The sequence below is a fragment of the Thermostichus sp. OS-CIW-30 genome (assembly GCF_054060215.1).
Map to the genome: position 1 here is coordinate 1 of NZ_JBSSCZ010000040.1, position 13832 is coordinate 13832.

Annotated in this window: 14 protein-coding genes; 4 read left to right on the forward strand and 10 right to left on the reverse strand. The window is 59.7% G+C overall.

The window, feature by feature from the left end:
- The 3 genes from ACVWZF_RS13625 to aroQ all read left to right on the forward strand — a co-directional run.
- Positions 1-453: RNA-guided endonuclease InsQ/TnpB family protein (locus tag ACVWZF_RS13625; protein WP_457411675.1), on the forward strand; the 453-nt coding region annotated here is incomplete at its 5' end.
- A gap of 103 nt (positions 454-556) precedes the next feature.
- The gene (locus ACVWZF_RS13630; RefSeq protein WP_011434447.1) at positions 557-688 is read left to right on the forward strand and encodes a hypothetical protein; all 132 of its coding nucleotides are present in this window, start codon (positions 557-559) and stop codon (positions 686-688) included.
- Positions 666-1163, forward strand: coding sequence for a type II 3-dehydroquinate dehydratase (gene aroQ / locus ACVWZF_RS13635; protein ID WP_049749607.1), 498 nt, complete (start codon positions 666-668; stop codon positions 1161-1163). The genes ACVWZF_RS13630 and aroQ overlap by 23 nt, the downstream gene beginning before the upstream one ends.
- Before the next feature lie 6 nt (positions 1164-1169).
- On the opposite strand, the gene ACVWZF_RS13640 is transcribed toward aroQ, so the two are convergent.
- The 3 genes from ACVWZF_RS13640 to ACVWZF_RS13650 form a co-directional block, all read right to left on the reverse strand.
- Positions 1170-2180 (reverse strand): alpha/beta fold hydrolase, encoded by a 1011-nt coding sequence (locus ACVWZF_RS13640; protein WP_011434449.1) that lies wholly within the window; start codon positions 2178-2180, stop codon positions 1170-1172.
- Positions 2177-3103 carry a fatty acid desaturase family protein gene (locus tag ACVWZF_RS13645; RefSeq protein ID WP_011434450.1) on the reverse strand — a complete coding sequence of 309 codons (927 nt, stop codon included), beginning with the start codon at positions 3101-3103 and terminating at the stop codon, positions 2177-2179. Before ACVWZF_RS13645 ends, ACVWZF_RS13640 begins: the two co-directional genes overlap by 4 nt.
- A gap of 105 nt (positions 3104-3208) precedes the next feature.
- The gene (locus tag ACVWZF_RS13650) at positions 3209-3745 is read right to left on the reverse strand and encodes a thioredoxin domain-containing protein (RefSeq protein WP_457411677.1); all 537 of its coding nucleotides are present in this window, start codon (positions 3743-3745) and stop codon (positions 3209-3211) included.
- A 191-nt stretch (positions 3746-3936) separates the two neighbouring features.
- Between ACVWZF_RS13650 and pheT the strand changes: the two genes are divergently transcribed.
- Complete coding sequence (pheT, locus tag ACVWZF_RS13655; protein ID WP_457411680.1) at positions 3937-6414, forward strand: phenylalanine--tRNA ligase subunit beta; 2478 nt, start codon at positions 3937-3939, stop codon at positions 6412-6414.
- An 813-nt stretch (positions 6415-7227) separates the two neighbouring features.
- Here the strand turns inward: pheT and ACVWZF_RS13660 are convergent.
- From ACVWZF_RS13660 to ACVWZF_RS13690, 7 genes are all read right to left on the reverse strand, one after another.
- Positions 7228-8367, reverse strand: a complete 1140-nt coding sequence (locus ACVWZF_RS13660; protein ID WP_011434453.1) for a glucose-6-phosphate dehydrogenase assembly protein OpcA — start codon at positions 8365-8367, stop codon at positions 7228-7230.
- 130 nt (positions 8368-8497) lie between these two features.
- Complete coding sequence (locus tag ACVWZF_RS13665; protein ID WP_011434454.1) at positions 8498-10096, reverse strand: glucose-6-phosphate isomerase; 1599 nt, start codon at positions 10094-10096, stop codon at positions 8498-8500.
- Between the two features lie 46 nt (positions 10097-10142).
- The gene (gene folK / locus ACVWZF_RS13670) at positions 10143-10649 is read right to left on the reverse strand and encodes a 2-amino-4-hydroxy-6-hydroxymethyldihydropteridine diphosphokinase (protein ID WP_414342548.1); all 507 of its coding nucleotides are present in this window, start codon (positions 10647-10649) and stop codon (positions 10143-10145) included.
- Positions 10646-11011 (reverse strand): dihydroneopterin aldolase, encoded by a 366-nt coding sequence (gene folB, locus ACVWZF_RS13675; protein ID WP_414417813.1) that lies wholly within the window; start codon positions 11009-11011, stop codon positions 10646-10648. Before folB ends, folK begins: the two co-directional genes overlap by 4 nt.
- Positions 10998-11867, reverse strand: a complete 870-nt coding sequence (gene folP / locus ACVWZF_RS13680; RefSeq protein WP_457387405.1) for a dihydropteroate synthase — start codon at positions 11865-11867, stop codon at positions 10998-11000. The genes folB and folP overlap by 14 nt, the downstream gene beginning before the upstream one ends.
- Positions 11868-12408: 541 nt before the next feature.
- Positions 12409-13500 (reverse strand): redox-regulated ATPase YchF, encoded by a 1092-nt coding sequence (gene ychF, locus ACVWZF_RS13685; RefSeq protein ID WP_011434459.1) that lies wholly within the window; start codon positions 13498-13500, stop codon positions 12409-12411.
- 63 nt (positions 13501-13563) lie between these two features.
- The gene (locus ACVWZF_RS13690; RefSeq protein WP_041436903.1) at positions 13564-13761 is read right to left on the reverse strand and encodes a hypothetical protein; all 198 of its coding nucleotides are present in this window, start codon (positions 13759-13761) and stop codon (positions 13564-13566) included.
- Positions 13762-13832: the final 71 nt, after the last annotated feature.

Below are 13832 nucleotides of genomic sequence, written 5' to 3' on the forward strand. Positions count from 1 at the left end.
ATCTCCAAAGCTATTGTCTCTAGGGCAAAGACCACAAACAGCGCTATCGCTCTGGAAGACCTGACAGGGATCCGGGAAAGGGTCAATCAACAGCCACGCAGCAAAACCGAAAGGCGCAGAACCAACAGTTGGGCGTTCTACCAACTACGTCAATTTCTGGAGTACAAGGCGAGGGTTGCAGGGGTTTCTCTGATTCTTGTGCCGCCCGCCTACACGTCGCAGACCTGCCACCGGTGTTTGCACATTCATCCCGACCCTGCGCAATCCTACCGCAGTGGTAAGTCGTTCAAGTGTGGGCACTGTGGATGGGAAGGGGATGCGGACTTGAATGGTGCAAACGTAATTGCGCTCTTGGGGGCTGCCGTAAACCAGCCTGGAGGTCCGGGCTTGTTTTGTTCTCTGGTAGAGCAGAGCAGGCTCAGGGCTACTGAAAGCCCGCTCCGTACCGCTTAGCGGTCGGAGCCGGGTAGTTTACCTCTACACCCCTCGGAAAGAAGCGCTATCATAGAAGTCCGTCGAATAAACTCCCTTCGTAAAACCTCGCGAGGCAGATCGGATGGATTGGGTAGAAAAGGTGCTGGAAAAGATCCGGGAATGGGTGGAACGTGTGATCGACACCCTGCTGGGGAACCCCCAGCCTCAACCTGCTCCCATTCCGGTAGAAGATGGATCCCATCGTCGTCGTTAATCCGACTGCCATTGCCCCCGGCGGCGAGCCTCTCAGCCTCTTGGTACTGCATGGCCCCAACCTCAACCTGCTGGGGGTGCGAGAGGTGGGCATCTACGGCTCAGTATCCCTAGAGCAGATCGATCAGGCTCTGCATCGGCAGGCAGAAATGCTAGGGGCGAAGCTGGAGATTCTCCAGTCCAACCATGAGGGGGTGCTCATCGATGCCATTCACCGTGCCCGCCAGCAGCATGTCGGCATTCTGATCAACCCTGGGGCCTATACCCACACCAGCATTGCTCTCCGAGATGCCATTGCAGCCGTAGGATTGCCCACTGTGGAAGTCCACCTAAGCAACATCCATCGCCGCGAGCCCTTCCGCCAGCACTCCTACATCGCCGCCGTAGCGGTTGGGCAAATCAGTGGTTTTGGGGCGCAAAGCTACCTGTTGGGGCTACAGGCTCTGGTGCAACACCTGCGCCTGCAATCTGTGTAGGTGCCCTCAGCTCTCCAGGAACTCCTGCACGGCTGTGCGAATAAAAGCTTCATCCTCGGGGTTTTGATGAGGATTACCGGCCCGGTGCCCCCAAATGGAGGGGATGATCTTGTAAACCGCGTTCGGGATCCATTCTGCCTCAGCCCGACAATCTTCTGGGGTGAAATACAAATCCGTCTGGGCGGGCATCACCAATGTTTGGGCCTGAATTGCCCTCAAAGCAGCCCGATAATCTCCCCGGTGAATGGGGTTGTCGCTGATATCGCAGCGGATCCAAGTTTCGATCATCGATAGCAGATTCTGGGGATCCCGGCGGCGGTAATTGGCCTCCCAGCCTCGCTCTAGATAATCTTCGAGAGAGGCATACCCCAAGGATTCATAGCATTTTTGGTTGAAAAAAGGTTGGGAAACAGCCCAACTGGCGTAGATGTGGGCAAAAGCTCGCAGACCCCGCTCTGGGACACCCGTAAATCGACGACCGTTCCAGGCGGGATCGGCAGTTAGGGCTGAGCGCAAACTCTCCAGAAAAACCCGATTGTGAACTGTGGTCTTGGCGGTGCCACAGAGGGCTACGATCCGTTCCACCCGCTCAGGAAACAGGGATCCCCAGTGATAGGCTTGCTGAGCCCCCATCGACCAGCCGTAGATCAGGCGGATGCGTTCGATCCCAAAGTGTTGGCGAATCAGGCTCTCCTGCAGGCGCACATTGTCCCAGTGGCTAAACCAGAAGCCATCTTCCCGCAAGCCACAGGCTGGATCGTTGCTGGGGGAAGTGGAAAGGCCATTGCCCAGCATATTGGGAATGAGGATAAACCACCGCTGCGGGTTGAGGATGCCGTCGGGACGGATCAGCCACTCCAGGTCGGGATGCTGAGCCCCATAGGAGGTGGGGTAGAGGATCAGGTTGTCTTTTCGGGGGGAAAGAGTCCCGTAGGTGGCGTAGGCGAGCGTGATTTGGGGCAGTTGGATCCCGCACTGTAGCTGAAAATCGTTCAGGCTCCAGGTGTAGTGAGTCATGCCTGAAATTGTTCAATCACCTGACGATGAACCCGCACATACCCCTGCCCTAGATGAGCCAGATGGGGCTTGAGGTATTGATGGGCATCGGCCAAAGCATGAAATGGAATGGAGGGGTAAAGGTGATGCTCAGCATGGTAAGGCATATTCCACATCAAAAAGCGGATTGGCCAAAGGGTAAGGGTGGTACGGGTATTGGAGAAGGGATCCTCGGTTTGGCTACAGCCTGTGTGCTCTGCCAGCAAAATGAAGCGCAAGATCGGCTGCCCTACCGCCAAAGGCAACAGCCACAGCCACACTATCCAGGGATCCCCCAGCAGAAGGGAGAGCAAGCTCCCAAGGCCGTAGATCCCTAGCTGCAACCGCACCGAACGAATGACCTCTTGGCGGGCCGATTCAGGAATGTAGGGATAGCCTTGCAACTGGCCGCTGGCTATGCGGATGTAGGTCTTCACCTTGCCGATCCACCAAGTCAAGCCGCTCAGCTCGAGCAAATACTCCGGCCAGCTCTGGGGTTTGGGATCCTCCAGCTCCGGATCCTTGCCCGGAATCTGGGTATAGCGGTGGTGCCATTTGTGGTATCGGCGATAAAAAGTGCTGTTGTAAAATGAGAGCAAGCCCGCCACCCAGGCCACCCCGTCATTCAGTTTTGGGCTGGCAAAAGCGGTGCGGTGTACACATTCGTGCAAAGCAGCAAACATCGTCGCCAAACTGGCCCCGTAAACCACCAGCGCCGGCAGGGCAATCCAGCCATTGACACCTTTCTGGGTCACCCACAGGCTGCCACTCACCGCCATCACCGCCAAATGTCCCAAAAGCTGCCGGAGCCCGGCTGAATTGGAGCGGACATTCAGTTGTCTGAGGCGCTCGCTCGGGATCAACCGTTGCGGATCCGGCAAAATCGGTGTTGTCTCGACAGCCATGGCCTGTTCTTGTGAGCTACGAGAATGGATAGAAGTTATCCAATATCAAACCGAGGCCAGACCTTTCCGCCTGTGTCCAAGACAACAAAACCCTGGACCAAACTCCTAACCATGACTGCGGGGATCCGGCTGATTGGGGAGGATAGGCCCGCTCCGCTCCAGCCCAGACACTGGCCCGGCATTGGTCAACTGCAGGGGCTGTCCAGTTGCCAGAGCCAACACATTGGCTCGCAGAATCGACGGCGGCTGTTCGCCAATCGCCGATCCCAGCACTTCTCCCTGCCGATCCAAAAACAGAAAATGAGGGATGCCGTTCACCCGGTAGCGGCTCAGCTCCGGCAGCCACTTGGGATTATCCACATTGAGCATGACAAAGTTGACTTGATCGGCAAATTCCTGTTTCAGGCTGGCCAGGAGGGGTGCCATGGCACGACAGGTGCTGCACCAATCGGCATAAAACTCCACCAAAGAAGGTTTGCCATTGGCCTGAGCTTGCTCCCAAGGTATGGCCTCTTGGGCTAGAGCCTCTAAGTTGCTGCCCGCCTGACGCCCTTGGTTAGCCAAAAACAGTCCTGCTGCCAAGAGCACAGCTACTGCGGCAATCAACCCGTTGCGCAACCGTTTTGCCCAGTCTTTCTTCATCCTTCCTCACCTTGCTAGGCGCTGGATCTGACCTCAGCCCTCGCCTTCACTGTTTTAGCATCCCACCCTGTCCCACCGGTTCCGGCCAGAACCGGGTCTATGCCATCCCACGATCTTGGGCCGGGATCCCGGCTGGAGAAGAGGGCCAGGTGAGCGATAATGGGTGCGGCGTTTGCACCGATGGCTCAGCGATGCGCATCTCCTTGAAGTGGCTGCGAGAACTGGTGGATTTCCAACTTTCACCCGAAGAACTGGGAGAGGCCCTCACCCTGGCGGGGTTTGAAGTGGAAGAGATCGAAGACCGCCGCACTTGGGCAGATGGGGTGGTTTTGGGCAGGATCCTGGCTGCCGAGCCTCACCCCAACGCCGACAAGCTGCAGGTTTGCCAGGTGGACTTGGGATCCGATCGGCCTGCCACCATTGTCTGTGGAGCTGCCAACGCCCGCGCCGGGATCCTGGTAGCAGTGGCCACGCCCGGCACCCATTTGCCCGCCCTCTCCCTCACCATTGCCAAAGCCGACAAGCGGGGGGTGATCTCGGAGGGCATGATCTGCTCTCTGGCAGAGCTGGGGCTGGAGAAATCTTCCGAAGGGATCCACGAATTCCCGCCCGACTTGGATCTGGAGGTTCATCCGCTTGGCTCTGATGTGCGCCCCCTTCTAGGCTTGGACGATGTGGTGCTGGATCTCACTTCCACCGCCAACCGGGCCGATGCCCTGAGCATGGTGGGGATCGCCCGCGAAGTGGCTGCCCTCACCCGCAACCCGCTGCGCCTGCCCCCCGTCAAGCCTCTTCAGGCCAAGCCCATCCCCAACTTTCAGTTGCGCATTGCCGACGCCAAAGCCTGCCCCGCCTACAGTGGCGTGTTGATCGAAGGGGTGAAAGTCGGCCCTTCCCCCGACTGGCTAAAACACCGACTGGCCGCTGCCGGCATGCGCTCCATCAACAATGTAGTGGATATTACCAATCTGATCCTGCTGGAATGGGGCCAGCCTTTGCACGCCTTCGACTGGGAGCGCCTGCTCCAGGTCATGGGCAAGAAGAAACCCACCATCGAGGTGCGCTTTGCCCAGCCGGGAGAAACCTTAAAGACCTTGGACGGCCAAACCCGCACCTTGCAAGCCGACAGTCATCTCATTGTGGCCGGCAGCCAACCGGTAGCTCTGGCCGGGGTCATGGGAGGGGAAGAAACCGAGGTCGGCTCGACCACCACTCGCATTTTCTTGGAAGCAGCCCTATTCGATCCAGTGGTGACGCGGCGCTCGGCCCGGTCTCAAGGTCTGCGCACCGAGGCTTCCACCCGCTATGAGCGAGGGGTTAACTTTGCCACCCTCGATCAGGCCCGGGATCGGGCGGTGCAGTTGATCCTGGAACTGGCAGGGGGAGCAGTGGCCGGCCTCACCACCTTTGACCAGCGGCCCCCCCTGGAACGCACCCTGAAATTGCGGCTGTCGCGGCTGATCGATGTGTTGGGGGACGAGGTGCAGGCGGCGGATGTGGAGGAGATCCTATCTGCCTTGGGCTTTCAGCTCTCCCGTTGCGAAGGGGCCAATTCCCAGAGTGCCCTCTCCCCCGCTACCGAGACGGCAACCGTGGCCAGCTGCGTTTGGCAGGTCGTCGTTCCCCCCTATCGCCTGCGGGACATTGAGCGGGAGATCGACCTCATCGAGGAGTTTGCCCGTCTCTACGGCTATGACCGCTTCTCGGAAACCCTACCCACCGAGCCGCAGGTGGGATCCCTTTCGGCGCGGGAAACGTTCACCCGCCAGATCCGAGAAGTGCTGCGCGGCATTGGCCTGACAGAGGTATATCACATCTCCCTCTGCCCAGCGGAGGAGGATGGATCCCTGGTGAGGATTGCCAATCCACTTTCGCCTGAATATTCAGCCGTGCGCAATGCGCTACTTCCCGGCCTGGTGGAGGCCTTCCGCTTCAACTGGGATCAAGGCAACGGCCCGCTCCAAGCCTTTGAAATTGGCCGTGTTTTTGCCCATGCCCTTCCCCCCAACCCCCACCCTTACCGGGAAGCTGAGCATATCGGCGGTATCTTGGGCGGGGATCCCAATCCCCACGATTGGCAGCACCGCAACCGACCCATGGACTGGTTCGAGGCCAAGGGGCTGCTGGTCTCCGCTCTGGAGCGGCTGGGATTTGGCCCGGAGTTTCGTCTGGATCCCCCTGAAGAGCAATCGTCCCTGCTTCACCCCGGTCGCCAGGCCAGTTTGTGGATTGAGGGATCCCGCATCGGTTTGTTCGGGCAACTGCACCCCCGCCTCTGTCAGGAAAAGGGGCTGCCAGATCAGGTCTATGGGTTTGAGCTGCAGTTGGATCCCTTGCTGGAAAGCCTGGAGAGACGGGGCATTGTGCAATTTGTCCCCTTTTCGCCCTTTCCTGCTGCCGATCGGGATATCGCCTTCTTTGCGCCACTCGACCTTGCCGTTGGTGAGATCGAGAAGGTTATCCGTCGAGCGGGCGGAGAACTTCTCCAATCGGTGCAGCTTTTCGACGAGTACCGGGGCCAAGGAGTACCTGCAGGGCAGCGCAGCCTTGCCTTCCGCCTAGTGTACCGCGCTCCCGATCGCACCCTCACGGATGCGGAGGTAGAAGCTCTGCAAAACCAGGTGAGGGCGCAGTTGGCAACACAATTTCCGGTGACCTTGCGCAGCTAGCCGACCCCTCTGTAGCTACTATAACATCCTCCCGGCGCTCGTCCTGTGGACAGGGCGCGGGCTACCCTTCCCGTCAGCAGGACGGAGTCCTTACCTCGCAGTTGGGCATTCCTGCCCCACGCCACTTGCCTGGGTCTACAACCCCCGACAAAACGACTGGACAGGTGGTTCCCCTTCCCCAGCCTCCCTGGCTACTGCCAGCTTGCAAAACAAGTCTAATCCACAGGGAACGGTGCATCGGCAGGCAGGATGGACTCCTGCACCCAGGAACCCCTGTCCACCGGACAAGAGCAAGAGGCATCTGGATCAATCCGGTACTTGTAGGTTACCGCCAGCATAAGTAGGTTTTACTACAGATTTCGCTCAACAGATTTCGCTCAGAGGTATGGCGGGGATCCCTGTATCCCGGTGCTTACCCTGCGGGTAGAGTGCAGGACTGATTGCCCCTGCACCCCGTTAGCTACACCGCCAGGAAGCCCCGCCCTCTATTAGGGGCTAGTGACTAGTGACTAGTGGCTAGCCACTATCCAGGGTGAGAGTCGGGATGAAAGGCGGGGACATGATGTTTTGTCCTTGACTGGTGCCATAAACATAAAAAGTAGCGGGGTTTTATACACTGCCGCTATAAACATCAAGTACAGGGTGGTGGGGCATCCCGTCCTTTTCGCGCTAGCAGCGCGGAGCGCTAACCGGAGTCACTGTTCGCGTCAGCGGGACGGAGTCCTTGAAGCCCGCACTCTCTCGCTTTAGCGGCGCGGAGCGCTTTGCATCAGCATGAGTGCGGGAGTATGTCACTTAAACCAGAAGCAGATCTCAGCTTTTGCCCAGCTTCAGCATCTGATCCACCACCCCTAGGGTTTCTTCGTAGAGGTAGTCGGGGCCAAGCCGCTGCAACTCGGCAGCCAGCAGGGTGTCGAGGGAATCCTGCTCCAGGGGAGCCACCTGGCGAACCACACATCTCTGAGCACCCCCCATGGCTTCCATGCGCATACACCCTGTGATTTCGGAGCACAGCACAGTACAGGCGTCGGCTTCTTGGTTGCTGGAGGTGAGGCGCAGCCCGATGAGATCCCCCGGCTGGCTGATTTCCGAGGCCAAGGGCACAGCCGCCAGTTCTGCCATCACCTCGCCGCCCCTTTGGGTTTGCAAGCGGATACGGTCGATCTGGTAATCGTGCTCCTGAGCCTGAACCCGCTCTGTGGGAGTCCATCCCAGGCGACCGGCCAGCCAGCCCAGGAAAAGGAACGCCTGGCAGGGATTGCCGGCTTTGTAGTCGAGGTTCACGCGATCTACGAGGTAGAGGGACTCCCGCCGGTCGGGAGGGTCAAAGGCTTGGGCGGTGAGTTCCTGCCAAGGCAGCAGCCGCCGCCAGTTGAGATCCCCACAGTGGCGCCCCTCACCCACCAAGAGGTGGATTTCCTGCAGATCTTCTTCTGGATTGACAAAGCCCCGTGAATCGACGATGACCCGGTTGCTCAGAGCCACCAATTTTTGAAACAGCAAGCTGTTCAAATCCAGATCCCCTTGCCACCACAAAAAGGTGGGCAAGTTGGGGATCAGCAGCGAGGCAACGGTGCTGCAGGCCCGCACAAAGGCCGATTCGGGCGCTTTCAGGGTGATGTATTCGCAACAGACCAACGAGCTGCGCTGCTCGCGGGTCACCGGACAGTAGGCGGCCACCTGGGCCTCGATGGCATCGTCTGGGGATCCCTCTCGTTTGGCGCGCAGGTCAATGACGCGACAGGGGTTTTGGGTGGCGATGGCCTCGACGGTGGGAGAAGGTAGCAACAGCGCATCGTCCAGAGATTCGTACACCACCAGGGTAAAGGTGGCAGCGCGGGCGGCAACGCTCTCTCCTTTGGAAGACCAGATCTTGTTCAGCTCCTGCTCAATATCTTCGATGGAGACATCTTTCGGGGTTTGTAGGGGCAGGACGGCAGCAGATTGATCCATAGTCTCCTCCTGGAGTGGACTCTTGCTCGATTCTAGGCAGGCGGGCCGGCTGGCTGGGAAGGGCTTAAGGCCAGGTACAGATTGGCCAACTCAAGCCTGCGCTCCACACCCAATCCAGGAAATCAGAGGATCAAGCGGGCTGGGGCTGGATGCTCAGCTCCAGGGGGCGGGCGGGATCCCCTGTCAACAGGACTCCGCGGCCATTGGCGTGTAGGTGCCGCACAATCCAGTACAGGGTTTCTATGCGCTCCGGGCAGCCCAGTTTCTCTGCCAGTTGGGGCAAAGTCAGGGATCCCTGCTGCTCCTGCACCGTCTCTAGCAATCGCCGTTGCAGCTCCAAGACAGCGCTGGCGGCTTTCTTGCCTGCTTCCACCCCCGGTTGATGGTAAGCGTTGATCTGGATTAGGGAGGCGTAGAGGCCCACGGCTCGTTCGTAGAGGGCAATCAAGGCCCCCACCGAGCGGGCATCTACCCGTGGCAGCGTCACGGTAATGGAGTCGCGACCGTTTTCGTAGAGAGCCTGGCGGGTGCCCTGCAGCAGGCCGTTCAGGTAGTCGCCACTGGTCACCTGCGGCTCCACGAAGGGGGAAGGGATCCCAGGCTCCCGATCCTGAAGCACCTCGATGAAGGTGACAAAGAAGTTGTTCAAGCCATCCCGCAACTGCTGGACGTAGGCATGTTGGTCGGTGGTGCCCTTGTTGCCGTAAACGGCGATGCCCTGCTCCACACGGTTGCCGTTTAGATCATGGGATTTGCCCAGGGATTCCATCACCAACTGTTGTAAGTAACGGCTAAACAGCAGCAGGCGATCCTTGTAGGGCAAAACCACCATGTCCTTGCGCCCTTGCCCTTGACCGACGATGTACCAGGCCATGGCCAGCAGAGCGGCGGGATTGCGCTCCAGGTGGGGCAGGCGGGTGGCCTCATCCATGGTGGCTGCCCCGGCCAGCAAAGCCCGGATATCAATGCCCTGCAACGCTGCCGGCAACAGGCCCACCGGGGACGTTTCGGAGGTGCGCCCCCCCACCCAGTCGAAGATGGGGAAGACCTCCAACCACCCCTCCTGCCGCGCCTGCTGCTCCAATTGGCTGCCGGGGCCGGTGATGGCCACCGCATGGGCAGAAAAAGGGATCCCGGCTTTTTGGTAGGCCAGCTTCACCTCCACCAAGCCATTGCGGGGCTCTGGGGTGCCGCCGGATTTGGAGGTGGTGATCACCAGGGTTTGCCCCAGTTGGTCTGCCAGCCGCCCCAGCACCCGGTCAAACCCGTCGGGATCCGTGTTGTCGATGAAGTGGATGTTCAGGGGGGGGTGCAGCGGAGCCAGGGCCTCCGCCACAAATTGCGGCCCCAGAGCTGAGCCGCCAATGCCGATGCAGAGCAGCTCGGTGAACCGTCCCCCCCCGCTGGCCGGGATGGTTCCGCGATGGATCTTTTCGGCAAAGGTTTCCACTCGCTCAATGGAATCCTGAATGGCCTGCCGGATTTCAGGGGTGGGAGCCAGCTCGGGCGCCCGCAGCCAATAGTGGCCCACCTGGCGGCCTTCGTCGGGGTTGGCAATGGCTCCTGCCTCCAAAGCCTGCATATCGGCAAAAGCCTGGGCAAAGCGAGGCCGTAGCGCTTCCACCTGAGGGGGAGTGAAACGGATGCGGCTGATATCGACGAAAATCTCCAGGCCGGGATGGTAGTAAAGCCAATCGCAGTAGCGCTGCCAGAGTTGGAGGCTGTCCATGGGATCCCTTTTGCCGAAATCCCTAACCAGCTTACCAAACTCTTTCTTACTCCCAGCCGAGGGTTGTGCGCTCCAGCCAGGACTGATCCAAACTGATGAGTGCCTCTTTGACCCCCACACCGGTCTCAGGGTGACGCCAGTCGGGAGCGATCTCCCCCAAGGGAGCTAAGACAAAAGCACGTTCCATCATGCGGGGGTGGGGCAACGTCAGCTCAGGGCTGTTCAGGATGCGGCTGCCCATGGCCAGCAGATCCAAATCCAGGGTTCTGGCCTCCCAGCGGATGCGCCGCACCCGTCCTGCCTCCTGCTCGATGGCCAGCAGCGCCCCGAGCAACTCCAGGGGAGACCGGTAGGGGGGAAAGGGATCCAACGCCACCACTGCGTTAAGGTAGTCAGGCTGTCCGGGTGGCCCCCCTTGGGCTGGGCTGCGGTAGAGACTGGAACGGGCCGCCACCTCTCCCAGCTGGGGCAGCTTCTGCACAGCCAGGCGCAACTGCTGCAGCGGATCCCCCAAGTTGCTTCCCAGGGCAATGTAGGCCAGGTCGGGATTCATACAGATCGGCGACGGTCGATCTCTACGTAAACATCATCGAACAGCCCCGGCAGGGGAGCTTGGGGCTTGTGAACCCGCACGGTCAGGGCCTCCAGCTGGGGATAGCTCTGCCACAGCCGCTCTGCAATCTGGTCTGCCAAGGTCTCGATCAAGCGGCGGCGCTGGCCGGTCACCTCTTGCCGCACCATCTCATACACTTGGGCATAGTCCACTGTGCCAGAGAGGTCATCCTGGATCTGGGCCAGGGAAAGCTGCATCTCCACATCCACCACAAAGCGCCCGCCCAAAACTGCTTCCTCCGGGCAGTGGCCGTGGTAAGCATGAAAGACAAGGCCCTGCAGCACCAGCCTACCCTGCATCATGGTGCAGAGCTTCCCAAGTGGCGAGGGCGGAAACATGAGCCGGCACGTTGTGAACCCGTACCAGGGCAGCTCCCCGGCTGGCCGCAAACAGGTGGACGGCCACGCTGGCGCTGTCTCGCTCGCTGGGCACGGCAATGCCGGAAAGCTTGCCCACAAAACTTTTGCGGGATGCCCCCACCAAAACTGGGTAGCCGTAGGCCACCAGCCGCGGTAGGGCTTTGAGCAGGGTTACATTCTGCTCAGCAGTTTTGGCAAAGCCCAAGCCCGGATCCAAAACAACGCTGGGCACGCCCGCTGCCAGGGCCCGCTCTGCCTGTTCCCTGAGAAAACCGAAAACCTCCCCCTCCAGGTCAGCATAGTCGGTCTGCTGCTGCATGGTGCGCGGTTCTCCCCGCATGTGCATGATCACCGCCGGCACCCCCTTTTCGGCACAGACCTGTATCATTTGGGGATCCCGCAGCCCGCTGACATCGTTGATGATGTGCGCCCCGGCAGCCAAAGCCGCAGCCGCCACCTCCGTTCTGCGCGTATCGACGCTGATGGGGATCCCGGATCCTTCCAGGGCCCGGATCACGGGCAAGACTCGGTCGCATTCCACCTCCACCGATACCGGCTCGGCTCCCGGACGGGTGGACTCGCCGCCAATATCCACGATCAAGGCCCCTGCCGCTGCCATGGCTTTGGCTGCCTGCACAGCCGCTTCTGGGGATCCCCACTGGCCGCCATCGCTGAAGCTGTCGGGGGTAACGTTTAGCACCCCCATCACCCCAACGCCCCGCCAAGAAAGACGGTAGCCCCCTGGCGTCTGTTCTGCCCCAGGCAGAGGACGTCGGGAGATCAAGCTGGTAACACCCATAACCGCTGCAGGCTGCCGTGTTGCAAAAGCAGGGGGAAAAGTCTCCCACTGCCTAGGATGGTATTGCCGTCAATCCCAAGGCTGGCGCAAGCCCAACAGGATTCTACAAAATTTTTTACAACGTCCTTACAGAGCCACGATTGGTGAAAGGCTGCCCCTGCCGGCTCAAGCGCAAGGAATGGCCCCCGCCGACAGAGGAAGCTCTCCCGCTCTGGCTAGAACATGATGTCGTCTTCCGAACGACCCCAAATACACCAAATGATAGAGGCAAAGATCGCCATGTAAACCCAGGCCATCGGGCCGTATTGCAGCAGATCCATCAATACATCCCTAAAACATTTGTTTATCTAGTCCAATTATTGTGATGTTTCGTTACAGCGTCAACCGTTTTCTTAGGAAAAGGCCCCCTCTCAGACCCAGCCGGAGCTGCGCTGGGATCCCTTGTCCAGGGCGGGTTAAGTCTTTTTGCCTAAAGACAGGGAGCAAGTCTTCAGTTTCTGAGAAAACCCAGCTTGCCTGAGAGATGCAGGAGGATAGGGAACTAGACATTGAAGCGGAAGTGCATCACGTCCCCTTCCTGGACGACGTAGTCTTTGCCTTCGCTGCGCAGCAGGCCCTTTTCTTTGGCGGCATTCAGGGATCCCGCCGCCACCAGATCGGCATAGGCCACCGTCTCGGCCCGGATGAAGCCCCGCTCAAAATCGGAGTGGATCACCCCGGCTGCCTGAGGGGCTGTGGCGCCGACTGGAATCGTCCAAGCGCGGGTTTCTTTGGGGCCAGAGGTAAAGTAGGTGCGCAAGCCCAACAGCTCGTAGGTGGCTCGGATGAGAGATTTCAGCCCGCCCTCTTTTACCCCTAACGAATCCAGATAGGCCTGTCGCTCGTCGGGGGGCAGCTCCACCAGTTCCGCCTCCACCTGGGCTGAGACCACCACCACACCTGCCCCTTCCGCCTCGGCAAATTGCCGCACCTGCTCCACCCAGGCATTGCCGCTGGCCAGATCCGTTTCCGCCACATTGGCGGCGTAGATGACTTTTTTGCGGGTGAGCAGCCCCAACCCTTTGATCAACTGCTCTTCTTCTGGGCTGAGGGGTACCAGGCGAGCCGGCTTGCCCTCGTCCAAGGCAGCCTGTAATTGTTCCAGAGCCTGCAACTCCAGTTGGGCGGTTTTGTCGGACTTTGCCTGCTTGCGCACCCGCTCTATGCGCCGCTCGATCTGGGCCAAATCCGCCAAGGCTAGCTCCAAGTTGATCACCCCGATATCCCGCAAGGGATCCACCGAACCCGCCACATGCACAATGTTCTCGTCTTGGAAGCAGCGCACCACGTGCACCACGGCGTCCACCTGGCGAATGTGGGAGAGAAACTGGTTGCCCAGACCCTCCCCCTTGCTGGCTCCAGCCACCAGCCCGGCAATATCCACAAACTCGATTTGGCTGGGGATGATCTCGGCAGAACCGCTGATCTTGGCCAGCACCTGCAAGCGCTCGTCGGGCACCGCCACCCGCCCCACATTCGGCTCAATGGTGCAGAAGGGAAAGTTGGCCGCCTCGGCTTTGGCATTTTCACAGAGGGCGTTGAACAAGGTAGATTTGCCTACGTTGGGCAGGCCGACAATTCCAGCTCTCAACATCCAGATCTTGGGGAAAAAGCCAAAAACCAGGGTAACGGGATCCCTTGCCCAGCGGAAAGATCCCTACTCTGACGTTAGCATTTGCCGCCCCTTTCCCAACCGGTGGATCCGCTCCCAAGCGCTCCGCGCCGCCAACGCCACCACCTTCGGCTCCTCTCCCAAGAGAACTGTATTTTTTGTCAGCTGCACAGTGTTGGGCAGCTGAGGTCTTTTGACATCCTCCCCGGCCTGAAGGCTGGAGATTCCTACCACGCTACGCATGGATGGCTCCTTGCGCAGTCGTCTCGGCGGGTTCCTGCTTCCGACCGCCCGTGCAGTTCGATCCACAGGCC

Coding starts and splice junctions, on each gene's coding strand:
- ACVWZF_RS13630 (WP_011434447.1), top strand. CDS start 557: ATGGATTGGGTAGAAAAGGTGCTGGAAAAGATCCGGGAATGGGTGGAA.
- aroQ (WP_049749607.1), top strand. CDS start 666: ATGGATCCCATCGTCGTCGTTAATCCGACTGCCATTGCCCCCGGCGGC.
- ACVWZF_RS13640 (WP_011434449.1), bottom strand. CDS start 2,180: ATGACTCACTACACCTGGAGCCTGAACGATTTTCAGCTACAGTGCGGG.
- ACVWZF_RS13645 (WP_011434450.1), bottom strand. CDS start 3,103: ATGGCTGTCGAGACAACACCGATTTTGCCGGATCCGCAACGGTTGATC.
- ACVWZF_RS13650 (WP_457411677.1), bottom strand. CDS start 3,745: ATGAAGAAAGACTGGGCAAAACGGTTGCGCAACGGGTTGATTGCCGCA.
- pheT (WP_457411680.1), top strand. CDS start 3,937: ATGCGCATCTCCTTGAAGTGGCTGCGAGAACTGGTGGATTTCCAACTT.
- ACVWZF_RS13660 (WP_011434453.1), bottom strand. CDS start 8,367: ATGGATCAATCTGCTGCCGTCCTGCCCCTACAAACCCCGAAAGATGTC.
- ACVWZF_RS13665 (WP_011434454.1), bottom strand. CDS start 10,096: ATGGACAGCCTCCAACTCTGGCAGCGCTACTGCGATTGGCTTTACTAC.
- folK (WP_414342548.1), bottom strand. CDS start 10,649: ATGAATCCCGACCTGGCCTACATTGCCCTGGGAAGCAACTTGGGGGAT.
- folB (WP_414417813.1), bottom strand. CDS start 11,011: ATGATGCAGGGTAGGCTGGTGCTGCAGGGCCTTGTCTTTCATGCTTAC.
- folP (WP_457387405.1), bottom strand. CDS start 11,867: ATGGGTGTTACCAGCTTGATCTCCCGACGTCCTCTGCCTGGGGCAGAA.
- ychF (WP_011434459.1), bottom strand. CDS start 13,500: ATGTTGAGAGCTGGAATTGTCGGCCTGCCCAACGTAGGCAAATCTACC.
- ACVWZF_RS13690 (WP_041436903.1), bottom strand. CDS start 13,761: ATGCGTAGCGTGGTAGGAATCTCCAGCCTTCAGGCCGGGGAGGATGTC.